13 protein-coding genes and 2 pseudogenes are annotated in these 14440 nt (G+C 57.2%); 7 read left to right on the forward strand and 8 right to left on the reverse strand.

Features of this window, described 5'->3' with window-relative positions; all coding sequences use genetic code 11:
- Window positions 1-7 precede the first annotated feature (7 nt).
- The 3 genes from PCH01S_RS07980 to PCH01S_RS07990 all read right to left on the reverse strand — a co-directional run bounded on the left by PCH01S_RS07980 (window position 8) and on the right by PCH01S_RS07990 (window position 2854).
- Window positions 8-1456: a phage tail sheath family protein gene (locus PCH01S_RS07980; RefSeq protein ID WP_042228248.1), complete on the reverse strand. Its 1449-nt coding sequence runs from the start codon at window positions 1454-1456 to the stop codon at window positions 8-10.
- 106 nt (window positions 1457-1562) lie between these two features.
- A complete protein-coding gene (locus tag PCH01S_RS29260) occupies window positions 1563-2036 on the reverse strand; it encodes a hypothetical protein (protein ID WP_053228680.1) in 474 nt (157 codons plus the stop codon).
- Between the two features lie 359 nt (window positions 2037-2395).
- On the reverse strand, window positions 2396-2854 hold the full coding sequence (locus PCH01S_RS07990) for an NUDIX hydrolase (RefSeq protein WP_042228250.1): 459 nt from the start codon (window positions 2852-2854) through the stop codon (window positions 2396-2398).
- Window positions 2855-3155: 301 nt separating this feature from the next.
- On the opposite strand from PCH01S_RS07990, the gene PCH01S_RS07995 reads away from it, so the two are divergent.
- Window positions 3156-3383, forward strand: a complete 228-nt coding sequence (locus tag PCH01S_RS07995; protein WP_009675610.1) for a hypothetical protein — start codon at window positions 3156-3158, stop codon at window positions 3381-3383.
- A 108-nt stretch (window positions 3384-3491) separates the two neighbouring features.
- On the opposite strand, the gene PCH01S_RS30825 is transcribed toward PCH01S_RS07995, so the two are convergent.
- On the reverse strand, window positions 3492-3647 hold the full coding sequence (locus PCH01S_RS30825) for a hypothetical protein (RefSeq protein ID WP_164977123.1): 156 nt from the start codon (window positions 3645-3647) through the stop codon (window positions 3492-3494).
- Window positions 3648-3890: 243 nt separating this feature from the next.
- On the opposite strand from PCH01S_RS30825, the gene PCH01S_RS08000 reads away from it, so the two are divergent.
- Complete coding sequence (locus tag PCH01S_RS08000; RefSeq protein WP_042228252.1) at window positions 3891-5375, forward strand: aldehyde dehydrogenase family protein; 1485 nt, start codon at window positions 3891-3893, stop codon at window positions 5373-5375.
- A 195-nt stretch (window positions 5376-5570) separates the two neighbouring features.
- Window positions 5571-6038, forward strand: coding sequence for a DinB family protein (locus PCH01S_RS08005; RefSeq protein WP_042228253.1), 468 nt, complete (start codon window positions 5571-5573; stop codon window positions 6036-6038).
- Between the two features lie 137 nt (window positions 6039-6175).
- Here the strand turns inward: PCH01S_RS08005 and PCH01S_RS08010 are convergent.
- Window positions 6176-7091 (reverse strand): annotated as a pseudogene (locus PCH01S_RS08010) (NADP-dependent oxidoreductase).
- 170 nt (window positions 7092-7261) lie between these two features.
- Here PCH01S_RS08010 and PCH01S_RS08015 point away from each other — a divergent pair.
- Together PCH01S_RS08015 and PCH01S_RS08020 are read left to right on the forward strand one after the other, a co-directional pair.
- On the forward strand, window positions 7262-8158 hold the full coding sequence (locus PCH01S_RS08015; protein ID WP_042228255.1) for a LysR family transcriptional regulator: 897 nt from the start codon (window positions 7262-7264) through the stop codon (window positions 8156-8158).
- Between the two features lie 278 nt (window positions 8159-8436).
- Window positions 8437-9735, forward strand: coding sequence for an NCS2 family permease (locus PCH01S_RS08020; protein ID WP_129112560.1), 1299 nt, complete (start codon window positions 8437-8439; stop codon window positions 9733-9735).
- Window positions 9736-9869: 134 nt separating this feature from the next.
- Here PCH01S_RS08020 and PCH01S_RS08025 read toward each other — a convergent pair whose 3' ends face one another.
- Window positions 9870-10070, reverse strand: coding sequence for a hypothetical protein (locus PCH01S_RS08025; RefSeq protein ID WP_009675561.1), 201 nt, complete (start codon window positions 10068-10070; stop codon window positions 9870-9872).
- A gap of 133 nt (window positions 10071-10203) precedes the next feature.
- Here PCH01S_RS08025 and PCH01S_RS08030 point away from each other — a divergent pair, with 133 nt between their 5' ends.
- Window positions 10204-10701 (forward strand): Crp/Fnr family transcriptional regulator, encoded by a 498-nt coding sequence (locus PCH01S_RS08030; protein ID WP_042228257.1) that lies wholly within the window; start codon window positions 10204-10206, stop codon window positions 10699-10701.
- Between the two features lie 42 nt (window positions 10702-10743).
- Here the strand turns inward: PCH01S_RS08030 and hmpA are convergent.
- Window positions 10744-11960 (reverse strand): annotated as a pseudogene (gene hmpA, locus PCH01S_RS08035) (NO-inducible flavohemoprotein).
- Window positions 11961-12153: 193 nt separating this feature from the next.
- On the opposite strand from hmpA, the gene PCH01S_RS08040 reads away from it, so the two are divergent.
- Window positions 12154-13785: a glycoside hydrolase family 10 protein gene (locus tag PCH01S_RS08040; protein ID WP_042228259.1), complete on the forward strand. Its 1632-nt coding sequence runs from the start codon at window positions 12154-12156 to the stop codon at window positions 13783-13785.
- Window positions 13786-13906: 121 nt separating this feature from the next.
- Here the strand turns inward: PCH01S_RS08040 and PCH01S_RS08045 are convergent, their stop codons facing one another.
- Window positions 13907-14434, reverse strand: coding sequence for a GNAT family N-acetyltransferase (locus PCH01S_RS08045; protein ID WP_042228260.1), 528 nt, complete (start codon window positions 14432-14434; stop codon window positions 13907-13909).
- Window positions 14435-14440 lie beyond the last annotated feature (6 nt).

Raw genomic sequence — 14440 nt, forward strand, 5'->3', positions numbered from 1 at the left:
TTCCTCCTTAGGATTGGATAGCGCCGAGATACTGCGCGTCATATTCGATTTTGAATTGGATTTCCTGAGCCGGGCTCGGCGGTGTAACGAAAATATGGAATTTCAGCTTGCCGTTCATCAGATCCGTTGCGGGATTCTCTTCTTTGATAAATTCCACCCGGCCACCGAGGATATAACCGCTCGCCTGAAGACCGTTCATCCAGATATTCAGGGAATCCGTCACCGATTCAACGAGACGTTTGTTGGCAGGATCGTCGACATGCTTCCAGTACGTCAGGATGACCGAGTTCTGAATCCAGTCGAACATGCGGCGGACCGGAATAAACGCATTCTGCGGGTCCGTAATTTCCGGGAAAGCGGCCGTGCGGTTGCCCCAAGTTTTCCAGCCTCCGACAAAATTCAGCGCGGTGAAGATGCCTTGATTGTTCAAATATTCGGCTTCGTCCGGTCCAAGAGGAAGCTCGGTACCGTTATCCAGCACCGTTCCGTCGGCTTGCAGCAGCTTGTTGGACGGCGAGCGGTGCGGCACACCGTCGCTCTCCAGATCGGTGCGGCACATGACGCCGGCGAGATGCGTGGAGAAGCGGTACGTACGGCCGTCCTTGGTCACGTTCGGATAAGCGGCGATTTGACGTTCGCTGGCATATCCGTTTTCTTTCTTGAAAACGGCAAGGTCGGTGAACGGACGGTCGGCAGGCAGATCGGTCAGCGCCATCGCTTTGAAATGACCGTTGATGCTTTCCGCTTTAGCGGCCAACACGGATGCGACTTGCGGGTCGTGAGAGAATCCCGGTGCGAGCACAAGTGTCGGAACGAGCTGAAAGCGCGGGAAAACCTGCTTGATCAGATCCAGACCGGTCACTTCGCCCGTTGCCGCGTCCGTACCGCCGATCAGATCGGCCGCCGTCACTTTGGAGCGGTCCAGCTTGTCGTAGCCGACTTTCAGCGCGGTTGCGGCGGGGCTGATAGCGCCGCCTTTCACAACGGAGAGCATCAGACGGCCTTTTTTATCAAAAGCGAGCGTATAGTCTTTTTCCTTGCTGTAAGTCGTCGCGCCGTCCGCGGATTGAACCGTTACGCTGGAAGGCAAGATACCCTCCGCACTCACTACGGCCATTCCCGCTGTCACAACCGCTTCGGAAGGAGCGGCGGACGTTTTGTGCGCGGCCGGATCGAGAACGTTGATCAGCACAACCGGCGCCTGCTTGTACAAGCGGAAATGCGAGTACATGAATTCGCTCAGCGTGTAAGACTCCCAGTCCTCCGAGTAGCCGAAAGCGTCTACCGCCTCGTCCCAGCTTTTGCAAAGGATCGGCGTATTCACCGGCGCTGCGGCCAGTTTGGACAGATGAACGGGCGCCGTACCGAATACGACCGGAATGGTCGCCTGCGGGGATACCGGGGTCATGACCGAGAAGGGCACCTCGCTTGTATAAATACCGTGACGTTCTGACATAGTTAATAATCTCCCTTCGAATGTGAACAAGTTGGTTTTGGTAGAACTCTTTAATCCTTACTCCTTAAAACCTGAAGCTGCTGCGGCTGCTTTGCGTCTCTACGATTTAGTCGTAGACCAGATTCTCGCGTACAGGCGACGGCACGGTCCATTCGGTCACCATTTCGCCCGTCCACTGCGGGTAAGCCTGCGTGTTGGCGAGCTTCCATTTCAGCGGACGCTGAAGCTCGAACATCCCGCCGATGATTTCCTTCTTAAGAACGGCCTGGCGTACTTTCTCGATCAGATTCAGTACGTCCGCATAACCGAACGGATCGGTCGAGGAGGTTCCGAAATGAAGCCGGACCTTGACGGAGCCTTCTTCATTCCCGTCCTCCCCTTCCAGCGCCCTCAGCAGGACAAAAGGAAACAAGCCCTCCGGCAGCAATTGCGCGGGTTCATCCGGCTTGGCCGGCGGAAACTTTTCGGCTCCGGGAAGCCAGCCGACATGGACTCTCACGGGCCGATCGCCCGCTCCGGTGTCCCGCACCGATTGTTCCACGAAGCTTTTGAGCGTCTGAAGCAGAATGCTCGTGCTCACCGGGCTTCACCTCCGCGGATGCCGCTTTTGGCGTTTTCCGGCCGATGCGGCCGCCTCCGTTTATAGCGGTTTGTTTTCGTATTCCCCGCCTCCTTTCCATCATAAAAAAATCCGTCGTGACCGGCTGGCGGTTACGGGCGGATTTTCGGGTTAGGCAATCGAGAGAGTTTTCGGATGATCCGGCGAAATAAAAAAGCAGCCGGGCTATAAAAGCCGATGGCTGCTGATTGGAGTGTTTTCCGGTGTTCGTGTGTCTCTCTCGATTTCCTATGTTATAAATATACCTGACTCTGAAGCAACTAACACATGGTTTTCCCATAAAAAACAAACAACAAAAGCATAGCTTTTTTAAAGTAATTTTATGGTGCTGCCTGCACCGGAACGCCCGCCCAGCCGAAGCTATCGAACCAGAGGCTTTCCTGCCGGTTCAAAAGCGCCTCGCGCACATAGGGCACCATATCGGCGGGAAGCGCGTCTTCCGGAAACCAGCGGAGCTCTTCGCACTTATGGGGCTCCATGTTGCCGATTTCGCCCTGCCAGCCGCGCGCCCTCAGGAAAAAGTCGATCCACTCGGAATTCGTGTTTTTGCGGTGCATAATGCCGGTGATTTCCAGGTCCTCGGGCCGGATGTCGATTCCCGCCTCTTCCTTCGCTTCCCGTACGGCGGCGGCTTTCACTTCTTCTCCGCCGTCGATTCTTCCGGCTACGACACTCCACTTCCCGTCCATGAACCCCGTATTTTTTCTCTTTAATAGAAGCGTTTCCCCATTGCGGGACAGAAAAACATGAACGGAACCGTAAAATATAGGTGTTCTCATTTTTAAACCTCCACGGATTTGAACATTAAGCAAAACTTTTCTGAAACATATTTCGTTTCATATTATGAAAAACCGTTTAGTAGTAAGTGGATCTTTGCGGATTAGCCGGCAAACTCCTAGTTTTTGACTTTAAATTTATGAAAACAAACGCTTTTCCCCTTAAATTTCAAACATTCTGTGGCGGAGGTTGATCGTTTCCAAAAAAAAATTGAAAAATCTATCGTTTTTTTAAGTTTCCTTTAATATTCGTAATTTATACTATTTTCAAAGATTGATCTATCTTACAGGAGGTAGAAATCACATGAAAACCATTATCGTATTTAACAATCAAAAAATACCCGTCTTTTATACAGAAGCGAGCAAAAAAGCATTAAGCTTATTGAAAATTGCCCTGGAAGCGAAGTGGAACAACGGAAAACGCGCTGTAAAGACGTGTCTGGAGAACCTTATCTCCATCGAAATCGAGGGAACGGAAGCGATTCTGCACTCCCGCCGCGAAAGCGATACACTTGCTCTGTCTCTCTATTAAAACTCAGTCACGAATAGTTGATCCGGCCTCTTACATACGGCCCCGCGAAAAAGATCCCGTCCGGGATCTTTTTTGTTGTTTGACCGGTGACCGGAAATCTCTCCCCGCTCAACGCTTGTCGTTAATCGCTTCATTGCGGAGCGCCTGCTCCAAATCGGCGATGGTCTTTTTAAGCAGCGGCCCTTTATGGCCCGAAAGTATCCGTTTGTTTTCCTTCTTCAATACCGTCAAAATAAGCTCTTTCTGATCCCGGCTGAGCAGCATGATCCCAACCTCCCTTTCCCCGGCAAATCTTTTGTACGCCCGCCCGTCAGGCCGGCTTCCTTCTTCCCTTTTTACAAAGGTCTCATTATTTTATCATGTTCGCTTATCAGCGGGATAGACCCGGAAACTTTGCAAGACTTCTGTCATATTTTCCGCGCTAGTTTGATATAGATACAATATCACGGATGACAAGCGTCGCGAACTGAGCCGAGCATGATACCTTTCCTAAGGAGGCAGTGTGAAATGAACGAACTGACCCTGACAGTCCGACCCAAAATCCAGCGGTTCCTGAACGGAACGAAACGGCTTTTCATCGACGGAGAATTCGTCGATTCCGTTTACGGGAGCACCTTCACGACCCCGAATCCGGCAACGGGCGATATTTTGGCGGTCGTGAGCGAAGCGACCGAAGAAGATATCGACCTGGCCGTAAAAGCCGCCAGGCGCGCTTTCGACGAAGGCCCCTGGCCCGGGTTAAGCGCCGCGGAACGGAGCCGGCTTATTTACCGGCTGGCCGATCTCGTCGAAGACAACCTGGAGGAGCTCGCCCAGCTCGAAACGCTCGACAACGGCAAGCCCATCGCGGAGACGCGCACCGCCGATCTGCCGCTGGCCGTCGAGCATCTCCGCTACTTCGCCGGCTGGTCTACTAAAATCGTCGGCCAGACGATCCCCGTCAGGGGCGGGTACTTCAACTACACACGGCATGAGCCGGTCGGAGTGGTCGGGCAGATTATCCCGTGGAACTTCCCCTTGCTCATGGCGATGTGGAAGCTCGGCGCCGCGCTGGCTTCCGGCTGCACCGTCGTGCTCAAGCCGGCCGAGCAGACGCCGCTCTCGGCCCTCTATCTCGCCGGGCTGATCCAAGAAGCGGGCTTCCCGCCGGGCGTGGTCAACATCGTGCCGGGCTACGGCGAGACGGCGGGCCAGGCGCTCGTGGGCCACCCGCAGGTCGACAAGGTCGCCTTCACCGGCTCCACGGAAGTCGGCCGCTCGATCATGCGCCAGGCCGCCGACCGTCTGAAGCGGGTGACACTGGAGCTGGGCGGGAAATCCCCGAACATCATCCTCCCCGATGCCGATTTGTCCCGGGCGATTCCGGGGGCGCTTTCGGGGATTATGTTCAACCAGGGGCAGGTCTGCTGCGCGGGCTCCCGCCTGTTCATCCAGAAGAAGATGTTCGACAACGTCGTCGCCGACCTGGTGCTGTATTCCCGCAAGCTCAAGCAGGGCGCGGGCTTAAGCCCCGACACCCAGATCGGGCCGCTTGTGTCGGAGGAGCAGCAGAACCGGGTGCTCGGCTACATCGAGCGCGGTCTGGAGGAAGGCGCCGAGCTTCTGACGGGAGGGACGAATCCGTTCGAGGAAGGCTATTTCGTGGCGCCGACGGTTTTTGCCGGCGTTCAGGACAGCATGACCATCGCCAAAGAAGAAATATTCGGCCCCGTCGTCACGGCCCTGCCTTTCGATGATCTGGACGATGTGATCGCCCGCGCCAACGATACGGATTACGGACTAGCTGCCGGGCTGTGGACGGAAAACGTCAAAAATGCCCACTACATCGCGGGCAAGCTCCGAGCGGGCACCGTCTGGGTCAACTGCTACAATGTGTTCGACGCGGCTTCTCCGTTCGGCGGTTACAAGCAGTCCGGCCTCGGACGCGAGATGGGTTCCTATGCGCTGAACAATTACTGTGAAGTCAAAAGCGTCTGGATCAATATGAACTAAACCGGATTGTACGGATTTTACGGCACGGCCGAGTCAAGCTCTGTCCCCCTGCGGGATAGAGTTTTTTTACACGAAAAAAAAAAGAGACAACAATCGAAATAACCGATTGATTCGATCTAAACTTTCGAATTTTCCGATTTCATTTTTCCTTGTATGCTGGAGTAAGAAATCAGTCCACCCGACGGAGGTATTCCTATGAAAGAAATTGCCGCAAGAATTCACGACAGAACGTATGAGATTGCGTCCCTTTTGGAACCGGTAGATGAAACGCTTCTCGCGAGGCGGCCCGGAGCGGACAAATGGTCCGTTAACGAAATACTCGGTCATCTTTGCGACTCGGCTCTCAACAATCTGCCGCGTTTTATCGTCACCCGGTATGCCGAGCAGCCTGCCGTGTTCCAGCCCTGCAAGCAGGATGAGTGGGTAGCCGCGCAGGATTACCGGCATACTCCTTCCGAGGAAATTATCACCTTGTGGGGAAGCCTGAACCGCCAGGCTGCGCGGGCTATCGCGTCCATCACCCCGGAGCAGGGGGATCTGCTCTGCAAAATCGGAGAACACGAGCCCGTTACTCTCCGCTGGCTCATCGAAGATTATGAAGAACATCTGGAGCACCACTTGGGACAAATTGTCCGGTTGAAAGAACGCCTCGAAGGAGTGTAAATCCCCGCGCATACGTCAGCTCGAAACCGCACCCCGGCATAGGCAAATTCCCTTCGCCCGTTCAGTAGGTCGATTCCGGCGCCGAAAAAGCCTGTTGAATTGTTCAACAGGCTTTTCTCTCTGCCTCCGTGAAGGTTTCAATCTTCCAGCGTCAGCACGATTTTACCCCGGCCGTGACCGGTCTCCATCTCTCTGTGCGCTTCGGCGGCTTGGCTCAAAGGGAACGCTCTCCGAATGTGAATGCGGAGCTGTCCCAGGCTATACAGCTCAACCAGCTCGGCCAGCCGCTGCGCCGACCGTCTGCTGCGGATCCAGCGGACGCCGAGTTCACCGGCAAGCTCGAAGGCGACCGTCGTCGCGATCCGGTTCCGGTCGGGAACGAGTTCCGCCGCCGCAAGCAGCCCGTCCGCTCCCCCCCGCGTCCAGAGCGGCGTCCACTCCGCCCGGCGCGAGTGCCCGGACACGCTCCGCAAGTCCCGGCCCGTACGTGACAGGTACGGCTCCTATCGAGCGCAGATAGTCGTGGTTGGCGGGACTGGCGGTTCCGATCACGGCGGCTCCCTTCGCGCGGGCCGCCTGCACCGCAACGGTCCCCACCCCGCCCGCAGCCCCGTTGATCAGCAGCGTATCGCCGGGGCCGACGGCCAGCTCTTCCAGCGCCGTGAGGGCTGTCTGCCCCGCTCCCGACAGGCCGCCCGCCGCCTCCCACGGCATCGCGGTCGGCTTCCGGACGAGCTGCTCCTGAGGGACGACGACATATTCGGCGTACGTGTACTGCATGCGGAAGCTGAGCACTTCGTCCCCGGGCGCGAACGCGGTAACGCCGCTCCCCGTCTGATCCACGATGCCTGCGAACTCGCCGCCGGTCACGTGAGGCAGCGATACGGGAACGCCTTGGGGCCGGAACCCCGTGCGAATCGCGCAATCTACCGGCTGGACGCCAGCCGCCTTGACCCGCACTCTCACTTCCCCTTCGCCTGCCTGCGGCGTTGCAAGCTCCATCGGCTCCAGAACCTCCGGAGAGCCGAACTTGGTAAACCCCATTGCTTTCATCCATGATTCCTCCTCTTTATGCGGCTGCATGTGCTGCACGATAGGCCGCTGCGCTCCATTTTCAGTTGTTGCCCGCACCCTTATCTGCATTTTATAATGGAGATCTCATAATAAAAAATACATCTTACCGCATATTACTTATTCCATAGAGTATATAAGAGGAGGGGCGTATGGAAATTTTGCAGCTCCAGTACTTCCGCACAGTCGCCAGGCTTCAGCACATGACTAAAGCCGCCGAAGAGCTCCACATCGCCCAGCCAGCGCTGAGCAAAACAATTGCCCGTCTCGAGGATGATCTGGGTGTGCCTTTATTCGACCGCCAAGGACGGAAAATCACCCTCAACGCGTTCGGGAAAGCCTTCCTGAAAAAAACGGAGGTCGCCCTCAACGCGCTGGAAGAAGGCCGCAAAGAAGTTGAGGATCTGGCCGGGATGGAGCAGGGAAGCATCTCCGTCGCTTCGCCGGTCCTTAACCGGCTGTCAGGCCCTTTGGGCGAATTCCTCGCGCTGTATCCCCATGTCCGCTTCCGTCTCACACAGGCACCGACGGAAGAGCTGGCCGAGATGCTTGAAAGCGGGGAAGCGGATTTCTGCTTCACCGCTTATCCGGTCGGCCGCCCCGGCATCATCGAGGAGCCGATCCTCAGCGAAGAAGTTTTTCTGGCCGTACCGCCCGGGCACCGGTTGGCGGACCGTACGAGCATCACATTGAGCGAAGCGGCCGGGGAGTCTTTTATCGGGTACAAAAAAGAGCACGTCTTCCGCAAAAGGGACGACGCGCTGTTCCGGCAGGCGGGCATGACGCCCGATTTCGCGTGCGAAGTCAACGAACCGTCGGCCAAAGCGGCGCTCGTCCAGGCGGGTCTCGGCGTCGCCTTCGTAGGAGCCTGCAACCGCAGCGAAGAGCCGCCGACGGCTCTAATGGTGCGGATTCCGATTACGGACCCCGTCTGTTTAAGCTCTTACCAGTTGGCCTGGCACGAAAAGCGCTATTTGTCCAAAGCCGCGCAAAAATTCCGGGACTTCATCCGTCATTATTTTTCGGCCGGCACGTTAACGGAGATTTGATCAAGGGCTGTGGTAGGGCTTTTGGTCATCGTTTCATCGTTTCACACAGTTTCCCTGTACAGGGCGATCCTGATCCGGGCTGTGACGGAGTTCGGGCGCGACTTGCGAAGCTTGTTCGCCCCCTGCGATACTTTGGGGAGAAAGCTGCCATACTAACACAATAACGGTAGCTTCCTCAGGTGTTTCTGGTTATAATGATTCAAGCGAAACGGATACGGATTTACATACCCGGCGTTTCGAGGGTGGGCCGAGGGATACTTCAGAAAGAAGGATGAATGTTGGTACGTTTTCTCGATCGCCGGTTCGGGCTTAAAGCCCACGGAACGACCGTGCGCCGCGAGCTCATGGCCGGATTGGTGTCATTCGTGACCAGCGTCTATATTATTATTGTCAATTCCGCGATTCTTGCGGACGCCGGAATACCCGTTCAGGCAGGGATGATCGCCACCATCGCCACTTCGTTCGTCGGCTGCTGGCTGATCGGCTGGTGGAGCAACACGCCGCTTGTTATCGTGCCGGGCATGGGAATCAACGCCTTGTTCACGTACACGGTCGTGCATACGATGGGACTGTCGTGGCAGGAAGCGCTTGCGGCCGTCTTCGTCTCGGGGTTTCTCTTCTGTCTGGTCGCCTTCACGGGGCTGGCCGGGCGGATCTCGCAATCGGTCCCGCATACGCTGAAAGAAGCGATCGGGGTCGGCATCGGGCTGTTCCTGACGTTTATCGGGCTGCAAAAAAGCGGGATCGTCGTGCCGAGCGCCTCGACGTTTATCGCGCTGGGCGATCTCGGCAGCCCCGAAGCGCTCGTGACCCTGCTGACGCTCGCCCTCATGGCCGTGCTGTACGTCCGCGGGGTGAACGGCAGCTTCCTCATCGCCATCGTGTTCGGAACCGCCGTCGCCTGGCTGCTCGGACTGATCAACCCGGCTGCGGAAGGCCCCGGGTTCGGGCTTCGCGATGCCGCCGCCGTCTTCGGCGCGCTTTCCTTCGGGGGCCTATGGTCGCTTCCGTTCTGGATCGCGGCCTTCTCGATGGCGATGGTCATCGTCTTCGAGAACCTGGGCCTGATCCACAGCCAGACGGCCAGCTTCGGGCGCCCGGACACCTACCGCCGCGCGTTTCAGGCCGCGGCGGTGTCAAACGCGGCCGCCGGGCTGCTCGGCTCGAGCCCGACCGTATCCGCGGTCGAAGGCTCGGCCGGCATCGCTTCCGGCGGACGCACGGGTCTGACCGCCGTATTCACCGGCGTTCTGTTTCTCGGCTCCTACTTTGCGGTGCCGCTGCTTCAAGCCATTCCGGACAGCGCGATCGCGCCCGTGCTGATTATCCTCGGCTCGCTTATGCTCGGCAGCATTAAAGCGATCCCTTTCGAGGATTTCAGCGAAGCGTTTCCCGCTTTTCTCGTGATCGCGATGATCCCGCTGACTTACAGCATCGTCGACGGAATCGCGTTCGGCTTTATCGCGTACCCGGTCGTGAAACTTGCGGCGGGTAAAGGCCGCCAGGTTTCCGCAACCCTGTACGTCATTGCCCTGCTCTTTCTCCTGTACGAAATTTTGCAGGTTATGAACAAGTAACGGATTCTGCGGACAAATCCGGTTTACCCGGGTTTACCGGCTTTGCGCACTTTTTTTACGGCACAAAAAAACGCCTGTCCGCGCTTCCTTCTCGGGAAGACGGGCAGGCGAATTTTTTAACCGGAGCCGGACAGTTACGAACTCCATCCCGAAGCCATGACGATGAACGTAACGAGGGCCGCGAGGCCGACTACGAGGTAGACGGTCCCCTGGACTTTCTTTTTCTGAAAAAACCGCATGATGCTCATGCTGACCATTGACCCGATAAAAAGGATCAGCAGCAGGCTCGTTACGAACATGCCGGTTGTTAACGCGTCCAAAGAAGTTGTTGCCACGACGTTTTCCACCTCGATAAAATTGGTTTTCCGGTATCCTGTAAAGATCCTTCCTCGATTATAACCGGAAACTGGGCGAAAACGGTACATTCTTTCTACATTTCTATGAACAAAAAGAAAGGCGGGTTCCCCGATGATTTTGCATAAAGGCGAGGTGCTGTTCCGCCAAGGCGAACAAGGCCCCTTGTTCCGCATCCGAAGCGGTCTGTTTAAAGTCGTTCGCCTTCAGGAGAACGGGGAACAGTTTCTGTTCAACATTCTGAACCCCGGCGAGCTGATTCCGCACCATTCGCTGCTCACGCCCAAAGAATACCACGGGACCGCGATTGCCCTGATTACAAGCGAAGTCGAGGTCATTCCGGCCGCACAGTGGTACGCCGGGCTTGAAGAGAATCCTCTCCGCTACCGGGATGCCGCTCTTGTGCTGCAAGATAAGCTGAGGGCGATGCAGCAGCGCATCGATCAGCTTACCGCGCTCACCCCCGCCCGCAAAATCGAGCTGCTCGGTCAGTGGTTCGCCCGCTATGTCGGGGATATTCCGCTTAGCGATGTGCTGACCCAGGAAGAGATCGGGCAGCTCGTCGGCCTGCGGCGCGAAACGGTCAACCGGCTTCTCCGGAAGCAGCGATAAGCGCCAAGAAAACGGGTCCGCCATGGCGGACCCGTTTTTTTATTACAGGGTAAGGGACGGGCCGAAAAATTCATAGTGGACGGATTCCGGCCGAACACCCAGCTTCTGCAAGTACCCGATCATGTCGCGCATAAACGAAACGGGGCCGCAAATATAATAGTCGGCATGTCCGCCGGCTTCCGCCGTTATTTCCTTCAGCTTCTCCGCTGTCAGCCGGCCTTCCGAATGAAAGGTGCCAGCGGCTTTGTCTTCTTCCGTCGGGTTCGTGTAGCAGATATGCGTGCGCAGACAGGTTTCATCCGCCGCCGCAGTCATCGCATCCTTCATGGCGTGCAGTCCTCCGTAGGCAGCGCTGTGGATGAACGTAACGGACCGCGCCGGCTGCTCGGACCGGATCGTTCTCAGCATGCTCATCAGCGGCGTCAAGCCGACTCCCGCGGACAGGAGCACGACCGGTGTATCCGCGGACCGGTTAAGCGTAAAGTCTCCGGCGGGAGCGGAAAGCAGAAGTGTGTCGCCTTCCCGCACGGCTTCATGCAGATAAGTCGACGCGACTCCCGGCTCGCGGGTATCCGTGCCCGCTTCCTTCTTCACCGAGATCCGGTAATAAGGCTGTCCCGGACGGTCCGACAAGCTGTACTGCCGGTTCACGAGATGTTCCCGTCCGGGGATTTTCATCTGCACGGTCACATATTGACCCGGCTCGAAAGATGCCAGCGCTCCCCCGTCCTCCGGCACCAGGTAAAACGACGTGATGTTCCCGCTTTCCGGCGTTTTCTTCTGCACCGTAAACTTGCGGAATCCCGCCCAGCCCCCCGGCTGATGGAGCGCCTCATCCGCATTTCCGTCTCCACGCCGATAAAAGCCGCGGCGATTACGGAGTATGCCTCTTCCCAGGCGCCGAGAATTTCCGGCGTCGCCGCATCGCCCAGCACCTCGGAAATCGCCGCGAGCAGATTCTCGCCGACAATCGGATACTGCTCCGGCGTCACGCCCAGACTAACGTGCTTGTGGGCAATCCCCTTGACGGCCGGCATGATTTCATGAAGCCGGTCGATATGAACGGCGGCCGCATACACCGCGTTGGCCAGAGCCGTCTGCTGCCGCCCTTGCTTCTGGTTGCCGTGGTTGAACAAATTCAGCAGCTCCGGGTGGCTTTTGAACAGCTTTTCGTAAAAACGGGTCGTAATGGCTTTTCCGTGTACTTCCAGCACCGGTACGGTGGACTTGATGATCGCAATCGTTTCGGGTTTCAACATAATTAATCTCCCCTTCGTGTTCGTTCTTGTTCTCAGTATAAAAAATCACACCCCTTCCCCTGGTGATTCCAATCACACCGCTTATTGCAGCTTTGTGAACACTCTAGCATCTCTCCCTTCGGCTTTTTTCGTCATAGAGTCGGTTTTCCCCTCATAGAATGGGGTATCACCTGCAAGGAGGATGTCTTCACTCATGAACAAAAAGCACATCGCCGCACTGGTCGCATTAGCCTTTACAGCAGCCTTGCTCGTGTTTCTGACCGGGTCCCTGGGGGGCCGGAAATCGCTGCTTGCCCAAACGCTGAGCGCCGCGGGCTCTAAGGCAGGCTCGATTACACAGGCGGAAAATCAGGCATTATCCGCCCCCCGGCAGCTTCGGGCCGTCTGGATCGCCACGGCCTGGAACATCGACTGGCCGTCGAGCCAAGGGCTGTCCGCCGCCAAACAACAGCAGGAGTTCATCGCCATGCTGGATGAAGCCAAAAATGTGGGCATGAACGCCGTCATCGTACAGGTCAAGCCCAACGCCGACTCTCTTTACCCATCCGAGTACGGCCCCTGGTCGGATGTCTTGACGGGGAAACAAGGCCAGTCACCGGGATATGACCCTCTCGCTTTTATGATCGAGGAAGCGCACAAGCGCAACCTGGAATTCCACGCCTGGTTCAACCCTTACCGAATCGGTAAAACCAAAGACACCGCGAAGCTTGCCGCCGATCATCCGGCTTTGAAGCACCCCGACTGGGTAGCGGTTTATGCGGGAACCCGGTATTACAACCCCGGTATACCGGAGGTCAGGGATTTTGTCGTGGCCGGCATTAGCGAAGTCGTCAAAAAATACGATATCGACGCCGTTCATCTCGACGATTATTTTTACCCGTATCCCGAGAAAGGCAAAGATTTTCCCGACGATTCCGCTTACCAAAAATATCGAAAATCGGAATTCGGCTCCAAGCCCAATTGGCGCAGAGATAACGTAAACCGGCTCGTTGAAGCCATCCACGCCGCCATCAAAAAGGAAAAGCCCTACGTCAAATTCGGTATTTCTCCGTTCGGTGTATGGCGCAACCAGAATGCGGACCCGACCGGATCGGAAACGACGGCGGGCACGACGAATTACGACACGCTTTTTGCGGATACGAGAGCGTGGATCAATGCCGGCTGGGTCGATTATATCGCTCCGCAGCTGTATTGGAACTTCGGCTTCAAGCCCGCGGCCTACGATAAGCTGGCCGACTGGTGGATCAAAGAAACCGAGGGCAAACCGGTCCAACTGTACATCGGGCACGCGCCCTTCAAAATCGGCCAGCATGAGCCGCCGGGCTGGCAAAACCCCGACGAGCTGCCGGATCAGCTCAAGTTCAACGCCCGCAGCGCCGGCAAAATCAGCGGCAGCATTCTGTTCAGCCTCAAGGATATCCGCCGCAATCCCCTCGGATTCCGCGACCGGCTGAACACGGAGCTGTATGCCAGCCCGGCGCTGGTGCCGCCCATGCCTTGGCTGGGGAGCGCGGCGCCCCAGCCGCCGAAGGCTCTCACCGCCGAGGGCACGGCGGACGGCGTCCGGCTGGACTGGCGCGACGGCGGCGGGAACCCGGCCTACTACGCCGTCTACCGCGCCGAAGGCAGCGGCTCCGAGGCCGCACGACTGGTCGGCACCGTGCGCAGCGGCGGAAGTGGGGCCCAGTCGTTCACCGACCGCGCCGCCCCGGCCGGGAAGCCCCTGCGTTACGTCGTGACCGCGCTGGACCGGCTGCATAACGAAAGCACGACGAGCCGGACCGCCTCCGCCGACGTGCCGGGCAGGTTCGCGAAGGCGAAATAACACGAATACCCTCCATCCGCTTATCGGGATGGAGGGTATTTTTATGGGCGGAACATGGCGGGAAAGGCAAGCGGCTTAACCGCTTCAATGCCCGGCCTGTTCTACGCGTCCGGTAAATCGTCTACGTACCGGTCGATCCGAGTACCCGTCCGGCGGGAACGTGGTACCGGCAAATGCCGTCGATGGTGTCCTGCAGAACGCCCCCGCAGCTTTCGATCACCCGGCGCGACGGCGCGTTATCTTCGTTGCAGGTCAGCAGCGCTTCATGTATGCCTTTGACGGCGGCTTCCCTAAGCAGGAGCTGCAGCAGCAGCTTGGCGTAGCCTTTGCCCCGTTCCGTCGGGCGGATGACATAACCGATGTGGCCGCCCCGTTTCTTGAGCTGGCCGTTCAGCGCGTGGCGCATTTTCCCGTAGCCGACGGGCCTGCCGCCCACGTAAAGCCAGTACACCGTTTGAGGGACAAGCCCTTCCGGGAGCTGCTTGGCCCGCGCCATGTTATAATTTTTAAGCAGCAGATTGTAAAACTCGTCCCGGGTTTCGCTGTAAAAGCTGTTCACGAACCCGTTCGCCCCCAGGCCGATCTCGCGCGTCATTTCAAAGATATCCGAGCCTTCCTCCAAATTCAGTTCTCGCAATTCTTCATTCATACGGGC

The organism is Paenibacillus chitinolyticus NBRC 15660 (assembly GCF_000739915.1).
Lineage (GTDB): Bacteria > Bacillota > Bacilli > Paenibacillales > NBRC-103111 > Paenibacillus_F > Paenibacillus_F chitinolyticus.

Bases quoted from the DNA above. Each gene is read 5' to 3' on its own strand.
- PCH01S_RS07980 (WP_042228248.1), bottom strand. From the start codon at position 1,456: ATGTCAGAACGTCACGGTATTTATACAAGCGAGGTGCCCTTCTCGGTC.
- PCH01S_RS07990 (WP_042228250.1), bottom strand. From the start codon at position 2,854: ATGAGAACACCTATATTTTACGGTTCCGTTCATGTTTTTCTGTCCCGC.
- PCH01S_RS07995 (WP_009675610.1), top strand. From the start codon at position 3,156: ATGAAAACCATTATCGTATTTAACAATCAAAAAATACCCGTCTTTTAT.
- PCH01S_RS30825 (WP_164977123.1), bottom strand. From the start codon at position 3,647: ATGCTGCTCAGCCGGGATCAGAAAGAGCTTATTTTGACGGTATTGAAG.
- PCH01S_RS08000 (WP_042228252.1), top strand. From the start codon at position 3,891: ATGAACGAACTGACCCTGACAGTCCGACCCAAAATCCAGCGGTTCCTG.
- PCH01S_RS08005 (WP_042228253.1), top strand. From the start codon at position 5,571: ATGAAAGAAATTGCCGCAAGAATTCACGACAGAACGTATGAGATTGCG.
- PCH01S_RS08015 (WP_042228255.1), top strand. From the start codon at position 7,262: ATGGAAATTTTGCAGCTCCAGTACTTCCGCACAGTCGCCAGGCTTCAG.
- PCH01S_RS08030 (WP_042228257.1), top strand. From the start codon at position 10,204: ATGATTTTGCATAAAGGCGAGGTGCTGTTCCGCCAAGGCGAACAAGGC.
- PCH01S_RS08040 (WP_042228259.1), top strand. From the start codon at position 12,154: ATGAACAAAAAGCACATCGCCGCACTGGTCGCATTAGCCTTTACAGCA.
- PCH01S_RS08045 (WP_042228260.1), bottom strand. From the start codon at position 14,434: ATGAATGAAGAATTGCGAGAACTGAATTTGGAGGAAGGCTCGGATATC.